Annotated in this window: 22 protein-coding genes; 10 read left to right on the forward strand and 12 right to left on the reverse strand. The window is 68.9% G+C overall.

The window, feature by feature from the left end:
• Window positions 1-2 precede the first annotated feature (2 nt).
• From meaB to J7U37_RS20595, 3 genes are all read left to right on the forward strand, one after another.
• Window positions 3-1,001 carry a methylmalonyl Co-A mutase-associated GTPase MeaB gene (gene meaB, locus J7U37_RS20585; protein ID WP_247636923.1) on the forward strand — a complete coding sequence of 333 codons (999 nt, stop codon included), beginning with the start codon at window positions 3-5 and terminating at the stop codon, window positions 999-1,001.
• A gap of 6 nt (window positions 1,002-1,007) precedes the next feature.
• Entirely contained in the window at window positions 1,008-1,631 is a 624-nt protein-coding gene (locus tag J7U37_RS20590; RefSeq protein ID WP_348773010.1) for a peptidase C15, read from the forward strand.
• Between the two features lie 236 nt (window positions 1,632-1,867).
• A complete protein-coding gene (locus J7U37_RS20595) occupies window positions 1,868-2,212 on the forward strand; it encodes a CsbD family protein (RefSeq protein ID WP_056178674.1) in 345 nt (114 codons plus the stop codon).
• 81 nt (window positions 2,213-2,293) lie between these two features.
• Here J7U37_RS20595 and J7U37_RS20600 read toward each other — a convergent pair whose 3' ends face one another.
• From J7U37_RS20600 to J7U37_RS20610, 3 genes are all read right to left on the reverse strand, one after another.
• Window positions 2,294-3,079: a 3-hydroxybutyrate dehydrogenase gene (locus J7U37_RS20600; protein ID WP_056178671.1), complete on the reverse strand. Its 786-nt coding sequence runs from the start codon at window positions 3,077-3,079 to the stop codon at window positions 2,294-2,296.
• Window positions 3,080-3,193: 114 nt separating this feature from the next.
• Entirely contained in the window at window positions 3,194-3,937 is a 744-nt protein-coding gene (locus J7U37_RS20605; protein WP_247636925.1) for an acetoacetate decarboxylase, read from the reverse strand.
• A gap of 69 nt (window positions 3,938-4,006) precedes the next feature.
• Window positions 4,007-5,125: a patatin-like phospholipase family protein gene (locus tag J7U37_RS20610; protein ID WP_247636926.1), complete on the reverse strand. Its 1,119-nt coding sequence runs from the start codon at window positions 5,123-5,125 to the stop codon at window positions 4,007-4,009.
• 335 nt (window positions 5,126-5,460) lie between these two features.
• On the opposite strand from J7U37_RS20610, the gene J7U37_RS20615 reads away from it, so the two are divergent.
• Window positions 5,461-6,423 (forward strand): acetyl-CoA carboxylase carboxyltransferase subunit alpha, encoded by a 963-nt coding sequence (locus tag J7U37_RS20615; RefSeq protein WP_056178664.1) that lies wholly within the window; start codon window positions 5,461-5,463, stop codon window positions 6,421-6,423.
• A 351-nt stretch (window positions 6,424-6,774) separates the two neighbouring features.
• The gene (locus J7U37_RS20620; protein WP_056483570.1) at window positions 6,775-8,250 is read left to right on the forward strand and encodes a murein L,D-transpeptidase family protein; all 1,476 of its coding nucleotides are present in this window, start codon (window positions 6,775-6,777) and stop codon (window positions 8,248-8,250) included.
• A 25-nt stretch (window positions 8,251-8,275) separates the two neighbouring features.
• Here the strand turns inward: J7U37_RS20620 and J7U37_RS20625 are convergent, their stop codons facing one another.
• The 4 genes from J7U37_RS20625 to J7U37_RS20640 all read right to left on the reverse strand — a co-directional run bounded on the left by J7U37_RS20625 (window position 8,276) and on the right by J7U37_RS20640 (window position 12,959).
• Window positions 8,276-8,902: a LysE family translocator gene (locus J7U37_RS20625; RefSeq protein WP_056483567.1), complete on the reverse strand. Its 627-nt coding sequence runs from the start codon at window positions 8,900-8,902 to the stop codon at window positions 8,276-8,278.
• Between the two features lie 162 nt (window positions 8,903-9,064).
• Window positions 9,065-9,322 (reverse strand): hypothetical protein, encoded by a 258-nt coding sequence (locus J7U37_RS20630; RefSeq protein WP_056178656.1) that lies wholly within the window; start codon window positions 9,320-9,322, stop codon window positions 9,065-9,067.
• A gap of 135 nt (window positions 9,323-9,457) precedes the next feature.
• A complete protein-coding gene (locus J7U37_RS20635; RefSeq protein WP_056178653.1) occupies window positions 9,458-10,174 on the reverse strand; it encodes a PhoH family protein in 717 nt (238 codons plus the stop codon).
• Window positions 10,175-10,586: 412 nt separating this feature from the next.
• Window positions 10,587-12,959: a UvrD-helicase domain-containing protein gene (locus J7U37_RS20640; RefSeq protein WP_247636927.1), complete on the reverse strand. Its 2,373-nt coding sequence runs from the start codon at window positions 12,957-12,959 to the stop codon at window positions 10,587-10,589.
• 197 nt (window positions 12,960-13,156) lie between these two features.
• Between J7U37_RS20640 and J7U37_RS20645 the strand changes: the two genes are divergently transcribed.
• Both J7U37_RS20645 and J7U37_RS20650 read left to right on the forward strand, forming a co-directional pair.
• Window positions 13,157-13,408 (forward strand): hypothetical protein, encoded by a 252-nt coding sequence (locus J7U37_RS20645; protein WP_247636928.1) that lies wholly within the window; start codon window positions 13,157-13,159, stop codon window positions 13,406-13,408.
• Between the two features lie 158 nt (window positions 13,409-13,566).
• A complete protein-coding gene (locus J7U37_RS20650) occupies window positions 13,567-17,142 on the forward strand; it encodes an AsmA family protein (protein ID WP_247636929.1) in 3,576 nt (1,191 codons plus the stop codon).
• 110 nt (window positions 17,143-17,252) lie between these two features.
• Here the strand turns inward: J7U37_RS20650 and J7U37_RS20655 are convergent, their stop codons facing one another.
• Complete coding sequence (locus J7U37_RS20655) at window positions 17,253-19,406, reverse strand: S9 family peptidase (RefSeq protein WP_247636930.1); 2,154 nt, start codon at window positions 19,404-19,406, stop codon at window positions 17,253-17,255.
• Window positions 19,407-19,860: 454 nt separating this feature from the next.
• Between J7U37_RS20655 and J7U37_RS20660 the strand changes: the two genes are divergently transcribed.
• On the forward strand, window positions 19,861-20,295 hold the full coding sequence (locus tag J7U37_RS20660) for a MucR family transcriptional regulator (RefSeq protein WP_056178636.1): 435 nt from the start codon (window positions 19,861-19,863) through the stop codon (window positions 20,293-20,295).
• 223 nt (window positions 20,296-20,518) lie between these two features.
• Window positions 20,519-21,394 carry a DUF6456 domain-containing protein gene (locus J7U37_RS20665; protein WP_247636931.1) on the forward strand — a complete coding sequence of 292 codons (876 nt, stop codon included), beginning with the start codon at window positions 20,519-20,521 and terminating at the stop codon, window positions 21,392-21,394.
• Window positions 21,395-21,410: 16 nt separating this feature from the next.
• Here the strand turns inward: J7U37_RS20665 and J7U37_RS20670 are convergent, their stop codons facing one another.
• The 3 genes from J7U37_RS20670 to J7U37_RS20680 all read right to left on the reverse strand — a co-directional run bounded on the left by J7U37_RS20670 (window position 21,411) and on the right by J7U37_RS20680 (window position 24,109).
• A complete protein-coding gene (locus J7U37_RS20670) occupies window positions 21,411-21,836 on the reverse strand; it encodes a SufE family protein (RefSeq protein ID WP_056178633.1) in 426 nt (141 codons plus the stop codon).
• A gap of 83 nt (window positions 21,837-21,919) precedes the next feature.
• Window positions 21,920-22,960 (reverse strand): PAS domain-containing protein, encoded by a 1,041-nt coding sequence (locus J7U37_RS20675; RefSeq protein ID WP_247636932.1) that lies wholly within the window; start codon window positions 22,958-22,960, stop codon window positions 21,920-21,922.
• A gap of 144 nt (window positions 22,961-23,104) precedes the next feature.
• On the reverse strand, window positions 23,105-24,109 hold the full coding sequence (locus J7U37_RS20680) for a D-glycerate dehydrogenase (protein ID WP_056178628.1): 1,005 nt from the start codon (window positions 24,107-24,109) through the stop codon (window positions 23,105-23,107).
• A gap of 288 nt (window positions 24,110-24,397) precedes the next feature.
• On the opposite strand from J7U37_RS20680, the gene J7U37_RS20685 reads away from it, so the two are divergent.
• On the forward strand, window positions 24,398-24,994 hold the full coding sequence (locus tag J7U37_RS20685) for an SH3 domain-containing protein (RefSeq protein WP_056483551.1): 597 nt from the start codon (window positions 24,398-24,400) through the stop codon (window positions 24,992-24,994).
• A 60-nt stretch (window positions 24,995-25,054) separates the two neighbouring features.
• Here J7U37_RS20685 and J7U37_RS20690 read toward each other — a convergent pair whose 3' ends face one another.
• Window positions 25,055-25,543, reverse strand: coding sequence for a cupin domain-containing protein (locus J7U37_RS20690; RefSeq protein WP_082503905.1), 489 nt, complete (start codon window positions 25,541-25,543; stop codon window positions 25,055-25,057).
• Window positions 25,544-25,779: the final 236 nt, after the last annotated feature.

The following is a 25,779-nucleotide window of genomic DNA, read 5'->3' on the forward strand; positions in this document are numbered from 1 at the left end:
CCATGCTCGTCTCATCCGCACCCGCCCTCGACATCGATGCCTTGCGCGAGCGGCTGCTCGGGGGAGACCGCGCCGCCCTGGCGCGGGCCATCACCCTGGCGGAGTCGAAGCGGGCCGATCACCGGGCGGCGGCACGGGCGCTCATCGATGCGGTGCTGCCGCACACCGGAACCGCGATCCGCGTCGGCATCACGGGTGTGCCCGGGGTGGGCAAGTCGACCACCATCGACGCCCTCGGCGCCAATCTAACGGCGGCGGGGCACAAGGTGGCGGTGCTGGCGGTCGACCCCTCCTCCACCCGCACCGGCGGCTCGATCCTCGGGGACAAGACCCGGATGGCGCGCCTCGCCCTCGATCCGAACGCCTTCATCCGGCCCTCCCCCTCCTCCGGCACGCTCGGCGGCGTCGCAGCCAAGACCCGCGAGACCATGCTGCTGTGCGAGGCGGCGGGCTTCGACGTGATCCTGGTCGAGACGGTGGGCGTCGGCCAGTCCGAGACGGCGGTGGCCGACCTGACGGACTTCTTCCTCGTGCTGATGCTGCCCGGAGCCGGCGACGAACTGCAGGGTATCAAGAAGGGCATTCTCGAGCTGGCCGACATGATCGCGGTCAACAAGGCGGATGACGGCGAGGGCGAGCGCCGGGCCAGCGCCGCCGCCTCCGAGTACCGCGCGGCCCTGCACATCCTCTCGGCCCCGAGTTCGACCTGGACGCCCCCCGTGGTCACGATCTCGGGTCTGAACAACAAGGGACTCGACGGCCTGTGGGAGCGGATCGTCGATCACCGCAACAAGCTCACGGCCACCGGCGAGATCGCCCAGAAGCGCCGTGCCCAGGACGTGAAGTGGATGTGGGCCCTCGTCCATGAGCGCCTGCACCAGCGCCTCGTCGGCTCGGCCGAGGTGCGGCGCCAGACGGCGGAGGCCGAAGGCGCGGTGGGACGCGGGGAATCCTCGCCCGCCGCCGGGGCCGAGGCCATCGCCACCCTGATCGGCCTGTAGGGGCCAGTGCCCGGCGGCCTGCTGATCACCGGCTTCGGCCCGTTTCCTGGCGTGCCTCGCAACCCGAGCGCGGCGCTCGCCCGCCGCGTCGGCGCCCTCGCGCGTGCCAAGGTCGGTGGCGAACCCGTGCGGGTCCTGATCCTGCCCACAACCTACGCGGCGCTCCCCGCGATGCTGGAGCCGGCCCTGGCCGAGGCTCCGGCCGCGATTCTGCTGTTCGGGGTCGCGTCCCGCGCCAAGCGGGTCCGGGTCGAGGTGCAGGGCCGCAACCGCACCAGCCGGCTGTTCCCCGATGCCTCGGGGCGGATCGCGGCGCGACCGACGCTGGAACCCGGCGGCCCGGCCGCCCGGCGCTCGCCGGCGGCGGCGCCCGCCCTGGCGATTTTGCGCCGGAGCGGGATCGCCGCGATCCCGTCGCGGGATGCCGGGCGCTATCTCTGCAACGCCACCTATTTCCGCGCCCTCCGGGAGGGGCCTCCGGCGCTGTTCCTGCACATCCCGCTGCCGCCCAGGATCAGGCGGCCGGCCAAGGCCGTTCGCAGGCTACGCCAAGCCCCCGGGGAGACCCTCGCCCAAGCCTGCGTGGAGGTGGCGCGCCGTCTCGTCCTGCGCGCCCGCGCCCGCCGCTGACTTGCGGCTGCCTTGCGGCTGGCTTGCCGCTGCCTTGCCGCTGACTTGCACCCGCGCAGATCGCGGGGTCTCGGTTTGTCGGTGGTGGTTTGCCGGCGCCGGAAGATTTTCATCTCACCGCATGGGTCCCGTTGGCGCCGTCGGGCGTTCTGTGAAGGTCGGATGCGGGTACCCCGGCCTCGGATACGACTGCCTCGGACGGGCCGCCCGCATCATCCGCGTTGAGGAGAGAGAGAATGGTCGATACGGATCGCATCGTCGGCGCCGCCAAGGAAGTCGGCGGCAAGGTTCAGGGCGCTGCGGGAGACCTCGCCGGCTCCTCGCGCCACTCGGCCGAGGGCCGCTACCGCGAGGCGGAGGGCCGCGCCCAGGACATCTACGGTCAGGCCAAGGACACCCTGCGGGATGTCGCCGACAACGTCTCGGATTATGCCGGCGACGCCTATGAGCGTGGCGGCTCCTACCTGCGCGATGGCGGCCGCGTCGTCAGTCACCGCGTCGAGGAGAACCCCTTCGTCGCCCTCGTGATCGCGGGCGCCGTGGGTTACGGCCTCGCCCTGCTCCTGCACAGCCGCCGCTGATCGCAGGATCGTCACGGCCTCCGTTCCGCCCTCCATCGAGGCAGGGCGGAACGGAGGGTCACGGAACGGAGAGGTGCCGCGCTACTGCGCGGTCCAGCCGCCGTCCATCGCCATGTTGGCGCCCGTGATCTGGCTCGCCGCGTCCGAGGCCAGGAACACCGCCAGGGCGGCGACCTGATCGATGGTGACGAAGGCTTTCGTGGGCTGCGCCTTGAGCAGCACCTCGTTGATGACCTCGTCCTCCGTCATCCCGCGCGCCTTCATGGTGTCGGGAATCTGGCTCTCCACCAGGGGCGTCCAGACGTAGCCCGGCGAGATGCAGTTCACCGTGATGCCGTGGGTGGCGAGTTCGAGCGCCGCCGTCTTCGTCAGGCCGACGAGGCCGTGCTTGGCCGCGACGTAGGCCGACTTGTACGGCGAGGCCACCATGGAATGTGCCGAGGCGGTGTTGATGATCCGGCCCCAGCTGCGCTGCTTCATGCCCGGAATGGCCGCCCGCATGGTGTAGAAGGCCGAGGACAGGTTGAGGCTGATGATCTGCTCCCACTTCTCCGGCGGAAACTCCTCGATCGGCGCGACGTGCTGAACGCCGGCATTGTTCACGAGCACGTCCACCGAGCCGAAGCTGTCCGCGCCCAGCCGGATCAGTCCCTCGATCTCGCCGGGCTTGGTCAGGTCCGCCGGCGAGTAGACCGCCTTCACGCCGAACTCGGCCTCGATCCCGGCCCGCTCCTTCTCGATGTCCTCCGGCTTGCCGAAGCCGTTGATGACGACGTTGGCGCCCTCCTTGGCGAAGGCACGGGCATAGGCGAGGCCGATGCCGCTGGTGGAGCCTGTGACGACGGCGGTCTTGGATGTCAGGATCATGAAAACCTCCTTGAACGCTCTACCGAGGCGGATGCCGGTTCGGCGAGCGCGGGCGAACGAAGCCCGGGACCCATGGTCCGGCGAGCCGGAGCACGGGTCGAGACGTCCGGGCGATCAGGCGAGATAATCGTGCAGCACCTGCCCGTAGGGCAATGTGAAGTCGACCACCATGTGTCGGCCTCCGACGATGCGGCGCACGGGCAGGTCGGCCACCCGGCAATTGACGTGCGGGATGAGGTGAAGCCGCGCCTCGCCCTCCCAGGCGCCATGGACGGTGATGTCCTCCAGGCGGTAGCCGACGAGCTGCGCGACCTTGGTCCCGCCGTCGACGTCGGGCAGGAGCTTGAGGTTGACGTTGAGCTTGCCGAGGCCCGCCTTCACCGCGCCGAGATCGCTCCCGAGGCTCCGGTGCTTGTAGGTCATGGTGCCCATCGCCACCCGTTCGTCGTCGTAATGGAGGGTGCCGGTGAGCGTATCCTTGGTGAGCTTGAGGCGCGGCACGCCCCACTTCTTCGGAAAGCCCCAGATCTCGCGCCCCGCCGTGATCGGCGGCTCGTCGTCGAGATACATCTGGATCGAGAAGTTGCAGGCCTCGCCCTTGTAGGTGGCGAGCGCGCCCGAGCCGCTCTCCTCGTAATCGCCGAACCCCGAGGAATCCGGCATCTTCATCCACTCGTAATACACGAGGTTGTCCGGATGCGGCTCCAGCGGCTCGGGCAGGGCCCGGCGCAGGGCGTCCGCATCGGTCTCGTAGGTCACGATCAGGTATTCGCGCCGGAGAAAGCGATACGGCCCGCGCGGATAGCTCGGGCTGAAGGCCGGCATCGAGGGGACCTGAAGGATGTCGTCGCGGGTCACGGGGTCATCTCCCTTTGTAGAATGGGATCCCCTGGGCACGCGGGGATCCCTCGGGACGGTGCGGTGGGCTCAATCCCGCGCGTCGCGGGTGAGGTCGAACACGGAGACGCCGCTGGCGTCGTGCGGCCGGTCGCGCCAGGTCGGGCTGCGCAGGGAGCGCCGCATGTCGCCGACACCGGCGGCCCAATGCTCCAGCATGGTGGTGCGCGAGAACTCGTAATCCTTCGAGTTTCCCTCGTAGGCCTTGCGACGGTAGATCAGCTGCATGATCGTGACGGCGTTGTCGCGACTGATCCGCCGCAGGAACTCGACGTCGGGATCGCCCTGCCATTCGGGCGGCAGCTTGGCCAGCAGATTGCGGGTCGCGGCCTTGGCCTTGCGGATCTCGATGGTCACGTCGGTGTTGAGCCGGGTCCGGCTGGAGAAGCGGATGTCCTTCTCGCGCTCGGCCGCCTCGATCAGCGTGCGGGGCATGGCTCCGCGCGCGGAGAACAGATCGACCTGGAACACCAGCAGGTCGCGCTGGCTCTCCTCGTCGAGGACGTATTGCAGCGGTGTGTTCGAGACGATGCCGCCGTCCCAGTAGGGCTCGCCGTCGATGGTGACCGGCGGGAATCCCGGGGGCAAGGCCCCGGAGGCCATGATGTGCTCGGGGGTGATGCGGTCGCACCGGTTGTCGAAATAGGCGAAGTTGCCGGTGCGCACGTTGACGGCGCCGACGCTGAGCCGGGTTCGGCCTTCGTTGATCAGATCGAAATCCACGAACCGCTCCAGCGTCGCCCTGAGCGGCCCCGTCTCGTAGTAGCTCAGGGCCTCCGGCGCGCCGGCGGGATAGAGGGTGGCGGGAGGGATGCGGGGGCTGAAGAAACCGGGCACGCCGAAGGTGGCGATCCAGCCCGCGCTCGCCTCGTTGAACGCCGCCCGGGCCTTCTCGCCCGGGAACCAGGGAACCCCGGTCACCGCCGAGGAAACGAGTTCCCAGAAGGCCCTCATCCGCTCGACGCGGCGCTCGGGCGGGTTGCCCGCGATGAGAGCCGCGTTGATGGCGCCGATGGAGATGCCCGCGATCCAATCCAGGGTGCGGCCGTCGGCGGCCAGCGCCTCGTAGATCCCGGCCTGATAGGAGCCGAGCGCTCCGCCGCCCTGAAGTACGAGGACGTTGGATTCTCCGCTGGGAAATGCCGTCACGACCAGGGCCCTCTCAATCCTCCGAAGCGGGTGTCGCCTCGGCGGGTCTCCCGAGCCGACCCGCCGCCCGCGACCCAACCGATGGTTGCTCGATCCGGGTGACGCCACCATGACGCAGGGCCACCGTGATCGCCATCCAGGGGCGGGACGAACCGCGCTCATTGTCAGCCGAGGTGGGACCGAGGCCCCTCGCAGGACGCACCGATGGTTGACAGGCGGGGCTGCTTCGCCAACACCCCCCGCCCAGTCGCGGCTTTTGCCGCACGCCCTCCGCCGCGATCGTCCCTGACCCGGCCGCCCCGCGCGCGAGGGCGACGAACAAGGATCCCTGACCCATGTCGGTGACGCGCTCCTATCTCGATTTCGAGAAGCCGGTGGCCGAACTCGAATCTAAGTTGGAGGAGCTGAAGACCATGGCGGCGCGCGACGGCGCGGTCTCGATCAGCGAGGAGGTCGGACGCCTGGAGGCCAAGGCCGCCGCCGCCCTGTCCGACATCTATGCCGGGCTGACGCCCTGGCAGAAGACGCAGGTCGCCCGGCATCCGCAGCGGCCGCACTTCATCGATTACTGCGCCGGCCTGATCACGGATTTCACGCCCCTGGCGGGCGACCGGGCCTTCGGAGAGGACCAGGCCATCGTCGGCGGGTTCGGGCGCTTTCGCGGTCGTCCGGTCTGCGTCCTGGGACAGGAGAAGGGCTCCACCACCGAGACCCGCCTGCGGCACAATTTCGGCATGGCCAAACCGGAGGGCTACCGCAAGGCCGTGCGCCTGATGCAGCTCGCCGACCGCTTCGGCCTGCCCGTCCTCGCCTTCGTCGACACGGCCGGCGCCTTTCCGGGCATCGAGGCCGAGGAGCGCGGACAGGCCGAGGCCATCGCCCGCTCGACGGAAGCCTGCCTCGCGCTCGGCGTGCCGAACATCGCCGTCATCATCGGAGAGGGGGGATCGGGCGGGGCCATCGCGCTGGCCACCGCCAATCGGGTCCTCATGCTCGAGCATGCCATCTACGGCGTGATCTCGCCGGAGGGCGCCGCCTCGATCCTGTGGCGCGATCAGGGCCGCGCCGCTGACGCCGCGACCGCCATGAAGATCACTGCGCAGGACCTGCTGCGCCTTGGAATCATCGACGGCATCATCCCCGAGGCCACCGGCGGGGCGCATCGCGGGCGGGAGGCCGCCATCGAGGCCGCCGGTTCCGCCATCGTGGCGGCCCTGACCGAGTTCCAGGGCCTGAGCCCCGACGAGATCCGCGACCGCCGAGCCGCCAAGTTCCTCGACATCGGGCGAAAGCTCTGAGGCACAGCAGACCGATGCGACACCCTGCCGCATCCGAGCCTTGGAACCAATCGGACTTCCTCCTCCGAGCGCCGGCCTGATTTTCGCCACACCTGTGCCGACCGGCGAGGCCGGGAAAGCCCTGCGGAATCAAGCCGGCTGGTGGCCCTGAACCCGTCTGCGGGGAAGCCCGGGTCCAATTGCGGCAGGATCGGGGAGATCGAGGGATCGTGACCGCAATCCACATGCGGCCGGGCCGGCCCGCCGCGTCGCCTTGCGGTAACAACCGGGTAAGTTTAACGACGCTAAGGGGTTGGGGAGTGGCATTCCAGGGGTGAGCCCCCGGAACGCGTGACTGAGGATAGGTTCCCCATGGCTATGCGCCCGCTCGTGGCCGCCGGTTTCGCTTTGCTCGCCCTGTCGCTCGGCGCCTGCCAGGACGGTTCGACGGGCGGCGGCGTTCCGCTTCGGGCCCTCGCCCCGGTGTCTCCCAAGACCGTTGCGCTCATGACCCAGAAGGGCATGTCGCAGAACGACCCGATCCTGATCCGCGCCTTCAAGAAGGAAGCGGAGATGGAGGTGTGGAAGCGGGCCTCCAACGGCCAGTACGCGCTGCTCAAGACCTTTCCAATCTGCCGCTGGTCGGGCCAACTCGGTCCGAAGACCAAGCAAGGCGACCGACAGGCCCCCGAGGGGTTCTACACCGTGACTCCGGGTCAGATGAACCCGAACTCGTCCTATTACCTCTCGTTCGATACCGGCTATCCGAACGCCTACGACCGGGCCAATGGGCGCACCGGCAACTACATCATGGTCCACGGCACCTGCTCGTCGGCCGGCTGTTTTGCCATGACCGACGAGTCGATGGGTGAACTCTACGCCCTCGCGCGCGACTCCTTCGCGGGTGGACAGCGCGCATTCCAGTTTCAGTCCTATCCCTTCCGGATGACGGCGGCGAACATCGCCAAATTCCGCAATGACCCGAACGCGCCGTTCTGGAAGAACCTCAAGGAGGGGTCGGATTATTTCGAGGCCCTGCGCGAGGAGCCGCGCGTGGGCCTCTGCGGCACCAAGTATGTCTTCGGCGGGGCCGATGCGGCGGCCGGCTCCTGCGCACCCAAGGTCGATCCGATGGTCGCCGAGAAGCGTGAGCGCGACAACCGCGAGGTTGCCGACCTCATCGCGAAGGGCACGCCGGCCACCCGCCTCGTCTATGACGACGGCAGCCAGAACCCGGTGTTCCGCAGCCAGCAGACCCCCGCCAACACCCTGACCTTCGCGAGCCTCGGCAAGCCCGAGCCGGAATTGCCGATCGACCCGAAGGAATATGCCCAGCATCGGCTCGGCGACGTCAGCCGCCCCGAGAGCCTGGCGGCCGGCGAGCGCGAGATCGAGGTCGACGCCAAGGGCCGCCCGGTGATGATGGCGACCGCCGCTACGATTCCGACCAAAGCCGCCGCCGCGAACCTGTCCAGGAAGGGCGCCGGCCCGGCGGCAAAGCCCGAGCCCGTGGTGGCCGAGCCCGCCAAGCCCGCCCGCGTGATGGTGGCGGATGCGGACGGCGACCCGGCCGCCTACAAGAAGGTGCTCGGGAACCTGTTCAGCAACGGCACACCGGCGACCCCGGCCACCGATGCCGCCACCGTGCCGGCCGTCGCCGCGACGCCTGAGGTCGGCGCGGCCAAGCCCGCACAGAAGCACGCGCCGGCGAAGGCCGCCCATGCCGCGCTGACCCCGACCAAGACGGGCAAGCCCGCGGACGACAAGGCGGTGAAACCGGCCTCGAAGGTGATCTCGTCCATCGGCGCCTCGCCGAAGACCACGGGGTCCACCACGCCCAAGAACTGACGCGGCCGACCCGGATCATTCCGGCTCAGCGCGTGCCGAGGAGCATCGCTCCGAAGCCGAGGAAAATCCCACCGGTGATGCGGTCGAAGGCACGCCGCAGCGCCGGACGGGTCAGCGACGCGGCGAGCCGCCGGCCGCCCAGGGCATAGACTCCGTACCAAAACAGTTCCGCCCCCGCGAAGGTGCCGACGAGGATCGCGAATTGCGGCGCTTGCGGTCGCGCCGGATCGACGAATTGCGGCAGGAAGGCGCTGGCAAAGAGCAGGAGCTTGGGGTTGCTCAGACCGATGAGCAGTCCGTCACGATAGAGCCGCCTCAAGTTCACCGATGCCGGTGCACCCGCGGCGCCGGGCAGTTCCAGCGCCCCGTCGTGGCCGCGCCAAGCCCGGATGCCGAGGATGACCAGGTAGGCGACGCCGGCGTAGCGCAATCCGTTGAACAGCACGGGCGACGCGAGGAGAACCGCACTCAATCCGGCGGCGGAGGCGACGAGCACCAGGATGACGGCGCTGAGGCAACCTGCCATGGCGGCGACACTGCGGCGGAGACCGACGCGGACGCTGCGAGCCAGAACATGGAGCATGTTCGGGCCGGGCGTGCCGGACAGGAGGAAGACGGCGCTGAGGAACAGCCACCAGGTCTGAAAGGTCACGGCCGGGCACTCCTGATCGCGTACGCTCCGACGCGACGATCGCTCCCGTCCTATCAGGCCTTCGCACGGCGTGACGCCCCCGCCGACACGCGGGGCAGCCGAGCGTGCAACGAAAAAAGGGCCCCGCGAGGGACCCTTCTCTCCATCGATCAGAGCGATCGATTACATGCGGCGCATCATCCGGCGATCCATACGACGGTGCATCATGCGGCGCTCCATATCGCGGCGCATCATCCGACGCTCCATGCGACGGTGCATCATGCGACGCTCCATCCGGCGCTCCATGCGCATCTGCACCGTGGACACGGTCTCGGGGGCGGTCACGCCGATCGGGGCGCCGGGAGCGGCAGAGGCGGAGGTGGCGAGGCTGGCACCGCCGAGCGAGGCGAGCACGGCGAAAGCAAGGGTCAGTTTCCTCACGTGAAGACTCCCATTCTTTTGTGTCCGAGCGCGGCACCCGGTTTGTTCCCGAGGCCACAGGGCCTGGGAAAATCTGTCGCGCACCGGAGTACGCGGCGGACCCCGTTCCGGTCCGCCGCTATCCCAACCCGCAAGTCAGAGATTCGTTTCCTCGAAAGCCCGGACCCATTCAGCACAAATTCCCGAGCGCACGATGTCGTCGAGGGTAAATTCTACCACGGGCACCGGCATCATCCGGCTCTTGATGAGGTGGATGACGGTCCGGAGGCCGGACGTCTCGCGCAGGTCCGTCTGGGACACGTCGCCGTTGATGATCACCTGGCAATCGTCGCCGATGCGGGTGAGGAACATCTTGATCTCGGCCGTAGTGGTGTTCTGTGCCTCGTCGAGGATCACGAGGCAGTTCTTGAAAGTGCGTCCGCGCATCACCTCGAAGGGCACCACTTCGATGTCGCCGGTCTTGACCGCGATCTCGAAGGCGGCCTCGCCCATGCGCTCCTTCATGGTCTCGGTGAGGGGCGCGACCCAGGGGGCGATCTTCTCTTCCAGGGTCCCGGGAAAGAAGCCCAGCGAGCGGCCGGAGGGTACGTTCGGGCGGGTGATGATGACCTTGGCGATGCGGCGCTGGCGGAGCTGGTCCGCGGCGCGGGTGCCGGCGATGTAGGTCTTGCCGGTGCCGGCGGGCCCGAGGACGATGACTTGCTTGTGGAGGGCGAGGGCGTCGAGATACTGCGCCTGCCGGTCGGTGAGTGGTTGGATCGGACTGAGATTACGTTCTTCGTCGAAACGGGTCTTGTGCAGACGGACCGGACGGTCCTCAACGAGTTCAAGTCGTGTACGGCGTCTTTTCATCGATCAACACTCCAACCGGACTTGCCAACCTGGATTCAATCTGAGCCTGACTTGCTGAACTTGCTTCGCGTCATCTTACAACCGATCCCGTTCCGGCGATCCTTTCTGCTTCGCCCGCTTCACAGCCAATCCGGATCTTGCCCGCGAGTTCCGGCAAGGACCATCGTGCCTGTGGATGCCCGTCGCGACCCGGCGGGCCGCGGACCGTTGCGTTGCACGCACCATGCCGCGACAGGCGCGACAGGGGCGTGACAACCACTATTCTTGGCAATGATGTAAAAAGTCTGCGCTGATCCTGGCGCGCCGGGTGCAATGCAGCAACGACGTCGATTGCGTCGGCCCTGTGTCGGCAAAGACGCAGTTTCGGCCCTCATCGGTCGCGCCCCCCGGCGCTTCGCCGGGGCCTCGGGGATCAGGCCGCCTGGATGAAGCTGTCCAGCACCATCTTGCGGCCGGCCTTGTCGAAATCCACCGTGAGCTTGTTGCCGTCCACACCCGCGACAGTGCCGGGACCGAACTTGGTGTGGAACACCCGCATGTCGACCGAGAAGGCCGACGGCGCTCCGGTCGACGTTGCGATCAGTTCGCCCTCGATCTGGCGTGGTCCGCCACGCGCAGCGGTAGCGCGGTTGCCGACGCCGAAGCCGTTGGGGTTCGCCTTGGCGTTCTGCGCCGTGTTGGCCTGCGCCCGCTGCCAGCCCGGCGTGCCATAGGACGAGCCGAACGGAGTCGGGTTGCGATCGAAGCGCGACGCGCCGGCCGAGAAGTGTGCGGGTGCGTCGAGCACATCGACGCTGTCCTCGGGAAGCTCGTCGATGAAGCGGCTCGGGACGGTGGAGGACCACAGGCCGTGGATGCGCCGGTTGACCGCGAAGGACAGCTTGGCGCGCTTGCGGGCCCGGGTGAGGCCCACATGGGCGAGGCGGCGCTCCTCTTCCAGTCCGGCGCGGCCGCTCTCGTCCAGCGCGCGCTGGTTCGGGAACAGGCCGTCTTCCCAGCCGGGCAGGAACACGGTGTCGAATTCCAGGCCCTTGGCGGCGTGGAGCGTCATCAGCGAGACGCGGTCGGCCCCCTCCTGCTCGCTCGCCTCCATCACCAGGGAGACGTGCTCGAGGAAGGCCGCGAGATCGGGGAACTCCTCCATGGAGCGCACGAACTCCTTGAGGTTTTCCAGGCGTCCGGCCGCGTCGGCGGACTTATCCTTCTGCCACATCTCGGTGTAGCCGGATTCCTCCAGGATGGTCTGCGCCACCTCGGAATGCGGCTGCGTACCCACCAGGCGCGACCACCGTGAGAAGCTCTCGACCAGGGCCCGCACGCCGGAGCGGGCGCGGGGCTTCAGCTCGTCGGTCTCGACCACGAGACGGGCCGCCTGAAGCAGCGGCACCCGCTCGGCGCGGGCATAGGCGTGGAGCGCCTGCAGGGTGGCGTCGCCAAGTCCCCGCTTCGGAGTGTTGAAGATGCGCTCGAAGGCGAGGTCGTCGGCCGGGTTGGCGGTGACGCGCAGATAGGCCAGCGCATCGCGGATCTCGGCCCGCTCGTAGAAGCGGGGCCCGCCGATGACCCGGTAGGGCAGCCCGAGCTGGACGAAGCGGTCCTCGATCTCGCGCATCTGCGCCGAGACGCGCACCAGCACGGCGATCTCCGACAGCGGATGCTGCTTGGCCTGAAGGCTCTCGATCGCTTCCGCGAGTTGGCGCGCCTCCTCCTCCGAATCCCAGGCGCCGGAGACCGTCACCTTCTCGCCGGCGACATCCTCGGTGCGCAGGGTCTTGCCCAGGCGCCCCTCGTTCTTGGCGATGAGGCCGGAGGCGGCGCTGAGGATGTGGCCGGTGGAGCGGTAGTTGCGCTCCAGGCGCACCACCACGGCACCGGGGAAGTCGTGTTCGAAGCGCAGGATGTTGTCGACCTCGGCCCCGCGCCAGCCATAGATCGACTGGTCGTCGTCGCCCACGCAGGCGACGTTGCGGTGGCCCTGGGCCAGCAGGCGCAGCCACAGGTACTGAGCGACGTTGGTGTCCTGGTACTCGTCCACCAGGATGTAGCGGAAACGGCTCTGGTAGTTTTCCAGGACGTCGGGGTTCTCGCGCCAGAGCTTGAGGCAGAGCAGCAGCAGGTCGCCGAAATCGGCGGCGTTCAGGGTCAGAAGCCGGGCCTGGTAGGCCGAATAGAGCGTGCCGCCCTTGCCGAAGGCGAAGGCCTGGGCCTCGCCCGGGGGCACCTGCTCGGGCAGGAGGCCGCGATTCTTCCAGCCGTCGATGGCCGAGGACAGGGCGCGTGCAGGCCAGCGCTTCTCGTCGATGTTCTGGTCGACGATGACCTGCTTCATCAGGCGGAGCTGGTCGTCCATGCCCAGGATCGTGAAGTCCGAGCGCAGGCCGACCAGCTCGGCGTGTCGGCGCAGGATCTTGGTGCCGATGGAATGGAAGGTGCCGAGCCAGGGCATGCCCTCGCCGGCCGGGCCGATGAGCCCGCCGATGCGGTGCTTCATCTCGCGGGCGGCCTTGTTGGTGAAGGTCACCGAGAGGATGTCGAAGGGCCGCGCCTTGCCCGTGGCGATGAGGTGGGCGATGCGCGTCGTCAGCACCCGGGTCTTGCCGGTACCGGCGCCGGCGAGCACCAGGACCGGGCCATCCGTGGCCTCGACGGCGCGGCGCTGCTCGGTGTTCAGCCCTTCGAGATAAGGGCTCGCCTGCGGCCGCAGGGAGGCCATGGCACGGGCGGCGATGGAGGTCGGGGCGGCGTCGGAGGCGGAAGCGCCGGCCGCGTCGAGAGGCTTCGTCATCGCGCATCCCTGGACCAAAACGCGAACGGCGTCGAGAGTGATGCCAGTCCCCTCCCGGTCTTCGGGGGTCGGCCGACCGGTCGGTCCCGGTGCCGTTCGGAACGTGCGGCAGGATGCCGAGATTCGGGAAGCCGCCTTTCCATCGACGCGTGGTCTCACCAGATCAGGACGAAACCCCACCGAACAAGGACGTTCCGATGCTCAGCCCCCGCCTGTTTTTCGTCACCGGCCTCGCGCTCCTGACGGCCGGCCCGGCCCTGGCGCAATCCTCGCGCGCCATCGACAGCCTCAACGCCACCAACGACCGGCTCTCCGACCGCAGCCAGCTGCGCGGCATCGAGCAGCGCCAACAATTCGACACCAACCAGACGCGGATGCAGATCCAGCGCAGCGACCTGTTCCGGCCGAGCGCACCCGCGGCACCGATCGTGGTTCCGGGCCGGCGCTGAGCTGCGGCCGGGCCGGGATCGGCGGGACTGACGTAGGCCTCGTGTCGGGCGGAGCGACTTTGACCGCGCCAGGGCTCTGGCGCGCGTCGGCCTCGCCTGTGCTATGTCCGCGAACGGAGCAGGGGCGAGCCCCCGGGTGACGAGGCGGAACAAACACGGTGCGTGACATCCTGACCGCGCTGGCGGGCGCCGTCATCCTGCTCCTCGTTGCGGCCCTCGCCGTCCCACCCTTCGTGGCCTGGGAAAGCTATCGCGCCACCCTCGACCGCACGATCAGCCGCTCGCTGGGCGTGACGGCGCAGACGGAGGGCCGGATCGGCGTCCGCCTCCTTCCCTCGCCCAGGCTGAAGCTCGATCGCCTCCGGCTCGGCGCCGCCGCCGGATCGGCGCCGAAGCTCGATCACCCGCTCCTCGATCTCCAGGGCGTCAGGGCCGAACTTGCACTGGCACCTCTGCTGAAGGGCGAGATCCACTTCACCGAGACCCGGATCGGCCGGGCCGAGGTCAAGCTGCCGGTCACCGACGGTGAGGCCATAGTACTGCCGGCCCGCGGCTTGGCGGAGGCTCTTCGGCGCGACCTCGCCATCGAGGATCTGACGATCCGGCAATTCGTCCTGACAACCCAGGTGCCGGCGACGGGGCGGACCGAGCAGTTCTATGCCGAAGCCCTGCAGATCTCGGCCCCGGCGCTGGTCGGCCCCTGGCGCGCAGAGGGAACCAGCCGCGGCGTGCCCTTCCGGCTCTCGACGGGCGAGATCGGGTCCGACGGCGTCAGCGTGAAGATCGCCGGCGGTGGCGATACGCGGCCGCGCTTCGAAGCCGATGCCCGTCTCAGCCTTGCGCCCGCCGGAACGGGCGCGTCCGGTCGGCGCTTGGCGACCGTGGTCGCGGAAGGCAGCGCCCGTATCGTCGTCGGGCCACCGGTCCAGGCGGCAGGCGCCTATCTGCCGTTCTCTCTCGGGGGCAAGTTCACCGGGCGCGGCCTCACAGCCCGGTTCACCGATGTCGCCCTGGAGATCGATCCCGGCGGACAGGCCCTGCGCCTCGGCGGCACGGGGCAGCTCGACCTGAAGCAATGGCGCGCCGGCCTCGCCCTCTCGACCCGGCGCCTCGACCTGGATGCCTTCCTGACCTCGGCGGCCGGACAGGCGCTGATCGCGCGCGGCGTTCCGGCGATCGGCGGCCGGAACGGCCTCGGCCTGCCCGTGATGGTCGATCTGGACCTCGCGGTGGAGAGCTTGGCCCTCGGCCTCGACGAATGGTCGCGGCTCGCCGCCAGCGGCACCCTCGACCGGACCGGCGGGGTCGTCCTGCGTCGGCTCGACGTGACCGCGCCGGGTGCGGCGGTGCTCGGGGCCAGCGGCGAGATCGACACCGAAGCGGGCCTGCGCTTCACTGGACGGTTGTCCGTCGACGCCCCGGCCTCCGACGGCTTCGGCCGCTACCTGCGCCGTCTCGGGTTCGAGGGTCCGGCCGTGGCCGTGATGGATGGCCGACCGGTGCAGTTGGCTACCGATCTGTCGGTGGACGCCTTGACGGTGTCGCTGCGCAACCTGCGGCTCGGCCTCGGCGAGGCGCGCGTCACCGGCAATGCCCGCTACGCGGCAGCCGACGGCGCTCATCGGGGGCGGTTCGATGCACAACTGGTCGCGCAGGGCCTCGACATCGCTACCCTGCCGGTCCTCGGAGGCACGCTGGCCGACCTGCGGGGCCACGATGTCGGGCTCACCCTCCTGGCCCGCGACGTGCGCTACGGCCCGTCCGGCGCGCATTCGGGTGGCGGCACCATCGCGGCCAGCCTCCAGTCGGACGGCCCGAGCCTCGTGGTCGACAGCCTCGACATAAGCGATCTGGCAGGAGCCAACGCCAAGCTGTCGGGACGCATCGATCCGGACGGCACGGGCCGGATCGCCGGGCGGGTCTCGGCGGCGGTGGCCGCCCCCCTGTTCGCGCTCCTCGACCGGGTCTGGCTGGCGGAAGCCCAGCGAATCCCGGCCTTTCTGCGCGCCGGAGCCCTCGACCTTGCCGTCAGCCTCGAACGGGATGCCGGCACGGCCGATACCCTCCGGGTCGCCGCCAAGGGCGAGGCCGCCGGCGGCCCCCTCGACCTCGACCTCCGGAGCCGTTCCGGCCGCATCGACAGCCTGGACCTCACCCTCGCGACGGCGGATGCGGGGACCTGGCTCGGACGCGGCGACATCCCGGCCCTGCGGCGCCCCGGCCGCCTGCGCCTCGTCGGTACGCCCGGCCCCGCCGAAGCCGATGGCAGACCGTCCGGGCTCGCCCTGCGGGTCAGCGGGTCCGTCGCCGACGTCACGATCGCGACGGTGCAGCCCATCTTGCTGGACGGCCGCGAGAGCCTGCCCAGCGCCGGCGAACTGCACCTCAGCCTGCCGGACGTGGCGCCGTTCCTGACCCTCGCCGGCAGTGCCGTGCCGATTCCGGGCCCGCTTCCGGGCGAGTTCGGTTTGCGCCTGTCCCGGGCCGGTCCGGATGCGCGGGTGGGCCTCGTCGGCCGAGTCGACGGCACGCCCGTGTCGGCCGACCTCACGCGCACGCCGGAGGGCGAAATCCACGGCAGCGCCAGCCTCGCGCGCCTGTCGCTGCCGCTCCTGGCCGCCGCCACGGTCCTGCCGCCCGAACCGTCCAAGGCCGCGGCCTCCGATCCGGCTAGCGCGCGCTTCGCGCCGGTTCCGGCCGCGCAAGCCCCCATCTTCCTCGCCCTCCGGGTCGATACCCTCGATCTCGGACGCGGACTGGTCGCGACCGGCGCAGCCCTGGGTGTCAGCCTCGACGGGGAAACCCTGACCCTCCGCGACCTCGACGCGACCCTCGCGAAAGGTCGGGTCGCCGGCAGCGCGACCGTGACGCGTCAGGGCGGCGGTGCGGCCGTTTCGGGCGAAGGCACGCTCACCGATGCGGCGATCTCCATCCTTGCCGGTGGCGGCCCCGTGGCGGGTCGCGTCACGGCGCAACTGCGCTTCGGGGCCTCCGGTACCAGCCTCACCGGCCTGATGAACAATCTCGGCGGCAGCGGAGAGATCACTTTGGCGGGCCTCAGTCTGCCGGGTGCCGATCCGGCGGGACTCCATCGGGCGGTGACGCGAGTGCTCGGGGAAGACGATCCCCTACGCGAAGGGCGGCTCCAGGCCCTCGTGGTGGAAGAACTCGGCGCAGGCCCGCTGACGGTGCCGGGGCCGGTCTCCAGCCCGGCAAGCCTCGTCGGCGGAACCCTGCGGGCCGGTCCCCTCACCCTGGAGCTGGGTGTCGCCAAGTGGAGCGGCACGTGGGGCTTTGACCTGCGAACCGCACGTCTCGACGCACGTGGGACGCTCAGCGCAGGACAGGCGCCGAAAGGCTGGACCGGAGGGAACCCGGCGATCCAGCTCGGTTTCAGCGGGCCGATCCGTGCCCCCGAACGCAGCATCGATGCCGGGCCGGCGACGAACGGCCTCGCGGCCCTGGTGCTCCAGCGCGAACTCGAGAAGATCGAGATCTTCGAGGCCGACCAGAGCGAGCGCCAGCGCCGCCGCGCCCGCATCGAGATGGACAAGGCTCGCGCGGCGGCCCTGAAGGCAGCCGCCGATAAGAGTGCGGCCGAGGAGGCCGCCCGTCAGGCACGGGACGCGCAGGCTCGCGAGGCCGAAGCTGCCCGGGAAGCCGCCCGCGAGGCCGCGCGGCGCCTGCGCCCGGAGGCGGAGGCACCGCAGCCCGAGGCGACGCCTCAGCCCTAGAGTTTGTCAGGGATCAGCGGAAACCGGTGATCCCGACCAGACAAACGGAAACGAGGGGCTCGCGAGTCTGGTTGGTTCAGAATGAACCTGACAGGCCTGAGAAATCCGGCTCAGGCCTTACCGACGGCCCGGAGGGCGAAGGCCTGGATCAACCCGACCTCTTCGAGGCGGTCGAAGCGTCCGGCCGCGCCGCCGTGGCCCGCCTCCATGTTGATGCGCAGCAGGATCGGGCCGCCGCCGGTCATGGTCGCTCGCAGGCGCGCGACCCATTTGGCCGGTTCCCAATAGGTCACCCGTGGGTCGGTCAGCCCGCCAAGCGCCAGGATGGCCGGGTACGGCTTCGCCGCGACGTTGTCGTAGGGCGAGTAGGACAGGATCGTCTCGAACGCCGTCAGGCTCTCGCGTGGATTGCCCCATTCGGGCCATTCGGGCGGCGTCAGCGGCAGTTCGCCGTCGAGCATGGTGTTGAGAACATCGACGAAGGGCACGTCTGCGACGATGGCGGCGAAGAGTTCCGGCGCAAGGTTGGCCACCGCCCCCATCAGCATGCCGCCGGCCGAGCCGCCATGGGCCACGATGCGGCCCTCGGCCGTGTAGTTCGCCTCAATCAGCGTCCGGGCGCAGGCGACGAAATCCGAAAACGTGTTGGGCTTCTTCTCGCGCTTGCCATCGAGATACCAGCGCCAGCCCTTCTCGGTCCCGCCGCGCACGTGGGCGATGGCGTAGACGAACCCGCGATCGACCAGCGACAGGAGGTTGGTGCGGAAAGCCGCCGGCATCAGCGTGCCGTAGGAGCCGTAGCCATAGAGCAGCAGCGGCGCCGAGCCGTCGAGGGGACAGTCACGGCGGTGCAGCAGCGAGATCGGCACCGTCTCGCCGTCCGGCGCCGTGGCGAAGAGACGGCGGGTGACGTAATCCTCCGGCTTGTGCCCGCTCGGCACGGTCTGCCGCTTCCGCAACTGCCGCGCCCGGGTCACGCAGTCGTAATCGTAGGTCTCGGCCGGCGTCGTCATCGACGAGTAGGTGAAGCGGATCACCGCCGTTTCGAACTCGTGGCCGGGCTGGAGACCCAGCGAATAGGCTTCCTCGGCGAAGGCCACCACGTGCTCGCTGCCCTGCGTGTCGCGTACGACGATCCGAGGGCGTGCATTCTCGATCTCGAGACGGACCAGATGGTCGGCGATCACGTGCTGATGGCGGATCATCACGCCCGGTCGATGGGCGATGACATCGGTCCAGTTCGCGCGCGCCGGCGCTTCCAGGCGGGCGGTCACGATCTTGAAGTCCTCGGCACCCTCCGCGTTGGTGAGGATGAAGAGGTGATTGGCCCAGTTCTCGACGGAATAGATCAACAGGGGCTGGCGCGGCTGCACCACCATCAGGGTTCCGTCGGGCACCCGCCGGTCCAGCAGATGGACCTCCGAGGTCTCGTGATCGCTGGCGGTGACCGTCAGAAAATCGCCCGACTGCGTCTCCTCGATATGCACGAAGAAACCGGAATCCGGCTCCTCGTAGACGAGGGTGTCGGCCTCCTGCCCGGTGCCGATCCGGTGGCGCATGACCCGGGCGGGGCGATGGTTCTCGTCGACGGCGACGTAGAAGAACGCCTGGTTGTCGGCCGTCCAGACGACCTCACCGGTGGTCGCCTCGATGCGGTCGGGCAAATCCGCTCCGGTCTCGAGCGTGCGAACCCGGATGGTATGCAGTTCCGATCCCTTGGTGTCGGCGCTCCAGGCCAACAACGCGTGATCCTCGGAGTGGACCGCCGAGGCGATCTCGAAGAAGGCGAGTCCCTCCCCCTCCCGATCCCCATCGAGGAGGATCACTTCCCCCTCCTCCGGTCCACCATCCGCCGCCGTCTCAGCCCCCTGACCCGGCATGACGACGACGGTGCGCGGGCGCCGGCACACCAGCGGATGCTGGCCGCCCTCACGATGCCGGGTGTAATAGGCATAGGGTCCGTCCGGCTCGGGCACGCTGCTGTCATCCTCGCGGATGCGCGCCCGCATTTCGGCGACGAGCGTCCGGCGCAGGTCCGCGCTCTCGGCTAGAGCCGCTTCCGAGTAGGCGTTTTCAGCCGCCAGATACTCCCGAATACTATCAGGCAAAGCGGCAGGATCTTTCAGGACGTCGCGCCAGTTCTCAGCCTTCAGCCAAGCGTAATCATCGCTCAACACACGACCGTGAACCTCGTAGCTGTGCGGCCTCACATCCGCGATGGGAGCAACGGAGGGCGTGGAAATCGATGCGGACTGGGACGCCATCGCGAAAATCCTGTCACAGGTGCGTGAGAAAGGGCCGTCTCGGTCCCTTCGTCCTGCCATGTGGCCCGGACGAGGCCGACAGGCAAGCAGCCCGGAGACAGGCTCACCCTCTGCCGGATCGGCACGGACAAGATTGCCAAATCGACCCGCCAAGTGGCCCGAGACCATCCCCCAATGGTTTCGATGTCAAATTCTGGTGATCAGAGATTGTTGAAATATTGTTCTAAGGTGTTGCTTAAGATTACCGAAGACGCGCATTGCCGTCTTGCGACCTGATCAGGAATAGCATATCCAGAAATCGTGGCGGGCGAAGTTGCTGCGCATTCTATAGCGCATGCGGGACAGATGGCGACGCGGCGGAACCGATCCGCAGAGCCTATGGGCGTGGACGCGCAAGCGTTCGAACTCCCTGTAACCCTTTCAAACGCATCGCATTAGGAGAATTCTTCCGATCATGAGCGACATCGAACATTCTGCGGATTATGTCGAGCTGACCGTCGACATTGTTTCAGCTTATGTGAGCAACAACCCGGTGCCTTCCGGTGAGCTGGCGCAGTTGATCACGCAGACCCACAGCGCTCTGAAGCAGATTGCCACCGGTCAGATCGAGGCGAAGGCCTCGTCTGCACCGCTTCAGCCGGCAATCTCTGTGAAAAAATCCATCACGGCAGACCATATCATCTGCCTGGAAGATGGGCGGACCTTCAAGTCGCTGAAGCGTCATCTGCGCGCGAAGTACGACATGAGCCCGGAGCAATACCGCGCCAAATGGGGCCTGCCGTCCGATTATCCGATGGTCGCTCCGAATTACGCCAAGGCGCGCTCCGACCTCGCGAAGGCGATTGGCCTTGGCCAGACCCGGAACGGGAATTACGACGAAGCCGCCTGAACAGGCCGCGACCGGCCTCCGGTCGCTGCGATCGCTACCGCGGCGGGGGTATCGACCCCCGTCTCGGGGACCGATCCCAGGATTGTCTGGTCCGGGCGCCGACGATGCGCCGAACCGGAATCGCTTTCCTGGAAAACGCGTCAAGACTTGATCTAGGCTTTTTTTCCCTTACTATCGACGACATGGCGCTTGCCCGCCACCGTTCTGAGTAATGGAACAAATCATGAACAAATATCGCACGACCCCGTCGACCGACCGCGGCACCGGACGTGATCCGTCCGCTTGTCCCGAGGGGACGACGATCGGGCCGGAGGCCAAGCGTCTGCTCGCGGCTTTGGCGCCGGAAGGCGCCTATGCGCTTCCCGATTCCACCGACGCCGAGGGCTGGATCGTTCGAGAGGGAGGCAGCGGGATTTCGGTGGGAGGTGGCCGGTTCCGCCAGGGCGCCGGAGCCGAACTGCTGGCTCGGGATCTCGCGGAACGCGGCACGGGCCGGCGTGCCCGGCTGACGATCAGCCCAGCCGGACGCGCCCGCTTGCGGCGCGAGAGCGCGGGCGCCCATCCGCCCTATCTCGCCCAGCATCTCGAACTCGTGGGACGGGGTCCCGGGCCAGACCGACCCGTCCGGGACGCCACGGAAAGTCCTCTCGCCTGGATGGCACGCCGACGCGACCGCGACGGTAAGCCTCTCATCGACGCGGCCTGCTTCGAGGCGGGCGAGCGCCTGCGCCGCGATCTCGCGGGGGCGGCGCTCATGCCCCGGATGGGACAGGACTGGAGTGGCGTGAAGGTCGATGGTTCGGGTCCGCGCGATCCGGCCGCCGGGTCCGACGCGATGCTGGCTGCGCGCCAGCGCGTGCGTGCAGCCCTCGGTGCCGTCGGTAACGACCTGTCCGGATTGCTGATCGACCTCTGCGGCTTCCTGAAGGGACTGGAGCGGATCGAGGCGGAGCGGCGATGGCCGGCACGCTCGGCTAAGGTTGTCGCTCGTATCACCCTGGCACGGCTGGCCGAGCATTATGGCCTGGAGCGCGAGGCCGTGGGGCCGAACCGCAGCCGCCTGCGCCAGTGGCGTGAGCCGGTCGCAGGCTTGAACTGAGGCGGTGCGCCTTGCCTCAGGCTGCCGTGAGACGGACCGCATCCCGGTGGATGCGCTCCGCCATGGCGCGAACGCCGTTGGAGCGCTTCGAGGTGAGATGGGCACCGAGGCCGATCTCCTTGAAGACCTGGAAGACATCGACCTTTGCGATGTCTTCCGGCGTCTTGCCGTCATGAAGCGCCATCACCAGGGCGATCAGTCCCTTGGTGATGACCGAGTCGCTGGTTCCCCTCAGATGGAGGCGGGGCGGCTCCTGCGAGCGATCGATGTGGGACTCGACCCAGACCTGACTTTCGCAGCCGTGGACCCGATTGTCCTCGGTCAGCATGTCCTCGGGAAACGGCGGCAGGGCACGCCCCAGTTCGATCAGATACTCGTAACGGTCCGGCCCCTCATCCAGGATTCCGAAATTGTCGACGATGGTCTCGATGGGTGGAAGCATGGTCCGGGTGGGCTCGCCTGGGTCGGATGTCTTCTGCGTCGTGTGTCTTCCGCATATAGTCCCTGCGCGCGCCAATGCGATCCTCAGGACGGCTGGGCCAGCACCTCGGGCAATTGCAGTTCCAGGGGCTCGGCGGCGGTGCCGACGCCCCGCACGGCGATCTCGGCCTGCGACGCATAGGCGGCGATCAGGCGCGGACCGAGGTTCGGCACCTCGAGCTTCCCCGGCGCGGCGCCCTCGCCCGCACCGGACACGATGTTCAGCCGCACCGGACCGCCGGCCGCCGCATCGATCTGGATCGCGATGGCGCAGGCGACGGATTCGGCCGTGGTGTCGAGGCACTCGGACACCACTTCGGCCACGATCATGCCGAGAGCATTGGCGGTGCGCGGCTCGACGAGACTGGTCCCGCGCCCGCCGACGGTGACACCGATCCGCCCGGCCCGGCGCAATTGCCCGAGGCCGGAGGCGAGGCGGTGCAGGTAGTCGCGCAGGTCGATAGAGGCGATGTGCGGCGCTTCATGCAGGTGCTGCTGCACCAGCGCGATGGCGCGCACCCGTTGCCCGAGCGCCTCGAAACTGCCCCGGCACGGGGCCGGCGCGGCACGCCCGTAGAGACCGATCAGGCTGACCATCACTTGGAGGTTGTTGCGGACGCGGTGGTAGACCTCGGCCAGCAAGGCCTCCTTCTCCACCAGGGCGCGCTCGGAATCCTCCTCTGCGTGCTTGCGATCGGTGATATCGAAGCAGGTGCCCAGGAACCCGACGAAATCGCCGTTCTCCCGCAGGGGCTTGGCCGTATCGAGAAGCCATCGGTACGCCCCGTCGTGACGCCGGAGACGGAATTCGGCCGTGAAAGGCTCCTGCGCCTCGAACGCCTTCGCCACGAGGGCGGCGTGACGCTCAAGATCGTCGGGATGGAGACCGCGGCGCCAGCCGTGGCCGAGTTCCTCGTCCGGCGACCGGCCCGTGAAGGCCAGCCAGGATTCGTTGTGATGAACGGCGGCGCCGAGATGATCGGCACGCCACATCATCAAGGGCACGAAATCCGCGAAACGGCGGAACTCGCCGCACCCCATTACGCTCACCGATGCCGCCTCGGTCGACGGTGTGTCCGCGGCCATGATACTTTGATCCACCCGTTCCTGGTACCGACCCCGCCATGGCCAGTGCCGGTCAACGTGCCGGGCATGGGCCCGTTCCGATCCTACGTTGTGACGAACGCCGTCATCCCCAGGGACCTGTGCCGATCGCCGGGAGGCCTGCGTTCAGAGCATGCTGGGAAGGATACGGTCGGGGGGCCGGTGCCCGTCCATGAAGGTCTTGATGTTGATGATGACCTTCTCGCCCATATCGACGCGGCTCTCGTGCGTCGCCGAACCCATATGCGGCAGGAGCACGACCTTGCCGGCGCGGGCGAGCTTGACGAGGCGGGGGCTGACCGCAGGCTCCTGCTCGAACACGTCGAGCCCGGCGCCGGAGATGTCGCCGGCCTCGAGCAGGCGCGCGAGGGCGTTCTCGTCGATGACCTCGCCGCGGGCGGTGTTCACCACCACGGCCTCGGGCTTCAGCAACTTGAGACGGCGGGCCGAGAGCAAGTGGTAGGTCGCGGGGGTGTGCGGGCAGTTGACCGACACGATGTCGACGCGGGCCAGCATCTGGTCGAGGGATTCCCAGTAGGTCGCGTCGAGGTCGCGCTCGATCTGGGCCGGAACCCGGCGGCGGTTGTGATAGTGGATCTGCAGGCCGAACGCCTTGGCCCGGCGGGCCAGGGCCTGGCCGATCCGACCCATTCCGACGATGCCGAGGCGCTTGCCGGTGATTCGGCGACCCAGCATCCAGGTCGGCGACCAGCCGGTGGTCCAGGCGTCGTCCGGAATGATCCGGGCGCCCTCGGTGACGCGGCGGGCGACCGCGAGGATGAGCGCCATGGTCATGTCGGCGGTGTCCTCGGTGAGGACGCCGGGGGTGTTGGTGACGGTGATGCCGCGCTCCAGGGCGGCGGCCACGTCGATGTGATCGACACCGTTGCCGAAATTGGCGATCAGCCGCAGGTTCGGGCCGGCCTGGGCGAGGAGGCCCGAATCGATCTCGTCGGTGACGGTGGGCACGAGCACGTCGGCTTCGCGCAGGGCCGCCACAAGGGCGTCGGGCGCCAGGGCGGCATCGTCGGTGTTGAGCCGGATCTCGAAGAGCTCGCGCATGCGCGTCTCCACGGCCTCGGGCAGACGCCGCGTGACGACCACGAGCGGCTTGCGCTTCAACGACGACATGCACCCTCCCCGCGCACGGTGTCGCTCGGCGTCCACGTCCGATCCGGCCGAGACCCGGCCCGAGATCCGACGCGGCGGACGACGCCGCAAGCTTACCGTGCGTTAACCACGCACCGGTCAAGACATTCGAGACGACGGGCCGGCAGCCCACAAGGCTGTGGCGACCCCGGGGGTCTTGCGACCCTGTGGGCCTCTCTACCAGAGAGGCGGCGGAACACAATGCACGCCGGGGCCCGCCGCCACCCTGGGGCGACGCCCGCCCCGGACAGCGTGAAGGATCACCGGACGATGCGCGCGCCTGCCCTGCTCCCGACCCTTTCCACCGCCTTGCCGGCCCTGTTGCTCGCCACCCTCCTGTCCACCGGCCCCGTCGCGGCGGCCTCGGCGGCGGGCGCCGGCCCCGACGTCGCGCTCGGGCCGGTAACCAAGCTGCCGCTGCCGCGCTACGCCAGCCTGAAGACCGACCGGGTCAACCTGCGCGAGGGACCCTCGAAGGACCACCGCACCCTCTGGGTGTTCCAGCGGGCGGGGCTGCCGATCGAGATCGTGGCGGAGTTCGAGACCTGGCGTCGCATCCGCGACTCCGAGGGCACCGAGGGCTGGGTGCTGCACTCGCTGCTGTCCGGGCGGCGCACCTCCGTGGTCACCGCCGGAAAGGGCGCGGACAAGAACCCGGACAAGGCCGCCGTGCCGCTCTACGCCAAGGCCGATGCCGCCTCCGGCGAGGAAGCCCGCCTCCAGGCCGGCGTGATCGGCAACGTCAAATCCTGCACCGGGACCTGGTGCCGCATCGTCGTGGCCCTGCCGTCGAAGCGGGGCGACGTCGACGGCTACATCCGCCAGGACCGGCTCTGGGGCGTCTATCCCAACGAGAAGGTCGATTAGGCGATCGGCCCGTCAGGATTTTTGCCTCTCGGCACTGCTGTCAGTCAGAAGTTGTGCCGGTCAGGATTGCCGCATGAAGGTGTCGGGGGTCCCGGTTCCGTCGGTGACGAAGCGGATGTCGCGGGGCTCGCGTCGGGGGGTGTCGACGGAGAGGAACACCATCGGGTGCTCCAAGATCTCGGGCACCGAATGCACCACCCCGCGCTTGAAGAACACCAGCGTGCCGGGGCCGACCGTGACCGGGGCCTCGTCGCCGAACGCCATCCGGCAGCGGCCGGACAGGACGTAGAGGTACTCGTCGCAGGAGGCATGACTGTGGGGCGGCGTCGGGTGGTAGACCCGGAACACCCGGGCGCTCGCGGCCGGATCGTCGGTGAAGCGATGATCCGCCACCATGGTGTCCGAGGTCTCGGGCAGGCGCGCCGCATAGGCCGCCACGTCGAAGACGCCATGCGCCGTCAGGCTGGCCGGGTCCGCCGGCAGGCTTGTCAGGTCCGCCGACAGGCTTGTCGGGTGGTCCGCATTCTCCGCGAGGGTGTCGGTCCGCATCACTCGGGTGCCCCATTCGGTCCTGATGGCGCGGGTTTTCGCGCGCGATGCGCCATCCTAGCGGAAAAAGCGCTGCCCGGGAGCCCGGACGATGGACCGGGGCCGTAACCGGTTCGCAGGCCCGGATCGGCTTGCCCAGTCCGGCTTGCCCAGTCCGGCTTGCCACGGCGGCGGGTCCTTGGGCATCGTGCCCCCGGCGCGGCGCCCCGGGCGCAAGGCCGCAGGCCGGCGAGGGA

Source organism: Methylobacterium sp. 37f (assembly GCF_023093475.1).
Taxonomy (GTDB): domain Bacteria; phylum Pseudomonadota; class Alphaproteobacteria; order Rhizobiales; family Beijerinckiaceae; genus Methylobacterium.

Coding starts and splice junctions, on each gene's coding strand:
- meaB (WP_247636923.1), top strand. CDS start 3: ATGCTCGTCTCATCCGCACCCGCCCTCGACATCGATGCCTTGCGCGAG.
- J7U37_RS20595 (WP_056178674.1), top strand. CDS start 1,868: ATGGTCGATACGGATCGCATCGTCGGCGCCGCCAAGGAAGTCGGCGGC.
- J7U37_RS20600 (WP_056178671.1), bottom strand. CDS start 3,079: ATGATCCTGACATCCAAGACCGCCGTCGTCACAGGCTCCACCAGCGGC.
- J7U37_RS20615 (WP_056178664.1), top strand. CDS start 5,461: ATGTCGGTGACGCGCTCCTATCTCGATTTCGAGAAGCCGGTGGCCGAA.
- J7U37_RS20620 (WP_056483570.1), top strand. CDS start 6,775: ATGGCTATGCGCCCGCTCGTGGCCGCCGGTTTCGCTTTGCTCGCCCTG.
- J7U37_RS20635 (WP_056178653.1), bottom strand. CDS start 10,174: ATGAAAAGACGCCGTACACGACTTGAACTCGTTGAGGACCGTCCGGTC.
- J7U37_RS20640 (WP_247636927.1), bottom strand. CDS start 12,959: ATGACGAAGCCTCTCGACGCGGCCGGCGCTTCCGCCTCCGACGCCGCC.
- J7U37_RS20645 (WP_247636928.1), top strand. CDS start 13,157: ATGCTCAGCCCCCGCCTGTTTTTCGTCACCGGCCTCGCGCTCCTGACG.
- J7U37_RS20655 (WP_247636930.1), bottom strand. CDS start 19,406: ATGGCGTCCCAGTCCGCATCGATTTCCACGCCCTCCGTTGCTCCCATC.
- J7U37_RS20660 (WP_056178636.1), top strand. CDS start 19,861: ATGAGCGACATCGAACATTCTGCGGATTATGTCGAGCTGACCGTCGAC.
- J7U37_RS20665 (WP_247636931.1), top strand. CDS start 20,519: ATGAACAAATATCGCACGACCCCGTCGACCGACCGCGGCACCGGACGT.
- J7U37_RS20670 (WP_056178633.1), bottom strand. CDS start 21,836: ATGCTTCCACCCATCGAGACCATCGTCGACAATTTCGGAATCCTGGAT.
- J7U37_RS20675 (WP_247636932.1), bottom strand. CDS start 22,960: ATGGCCGCGGACACACCGTCGACCGAGGCGGCATCGGTGAGCGTAATG.
- J7U37_RS20680 (WP_056178628.1), bottom strand. CDS start 24,109: ATGTCGTCGTTGAAGCGCAAGCCGCTCGTGGTCGTCACGCGGCGTCTG.
- J7U37_RS20685 (WP_056483551.1), top strand. CDS start 24,398: ATGCGCGCGCCTGCCCTGCTCCCGACCCTTTCCACCGCCTTGCCGGCC.
- J7U37_RS20690 (WP_082503905.1), bottom strand. CDS start 25,543: ATGCGGACCGACACCCTCGCGGAGAATGCGGACCACCCGACAAGCCTG.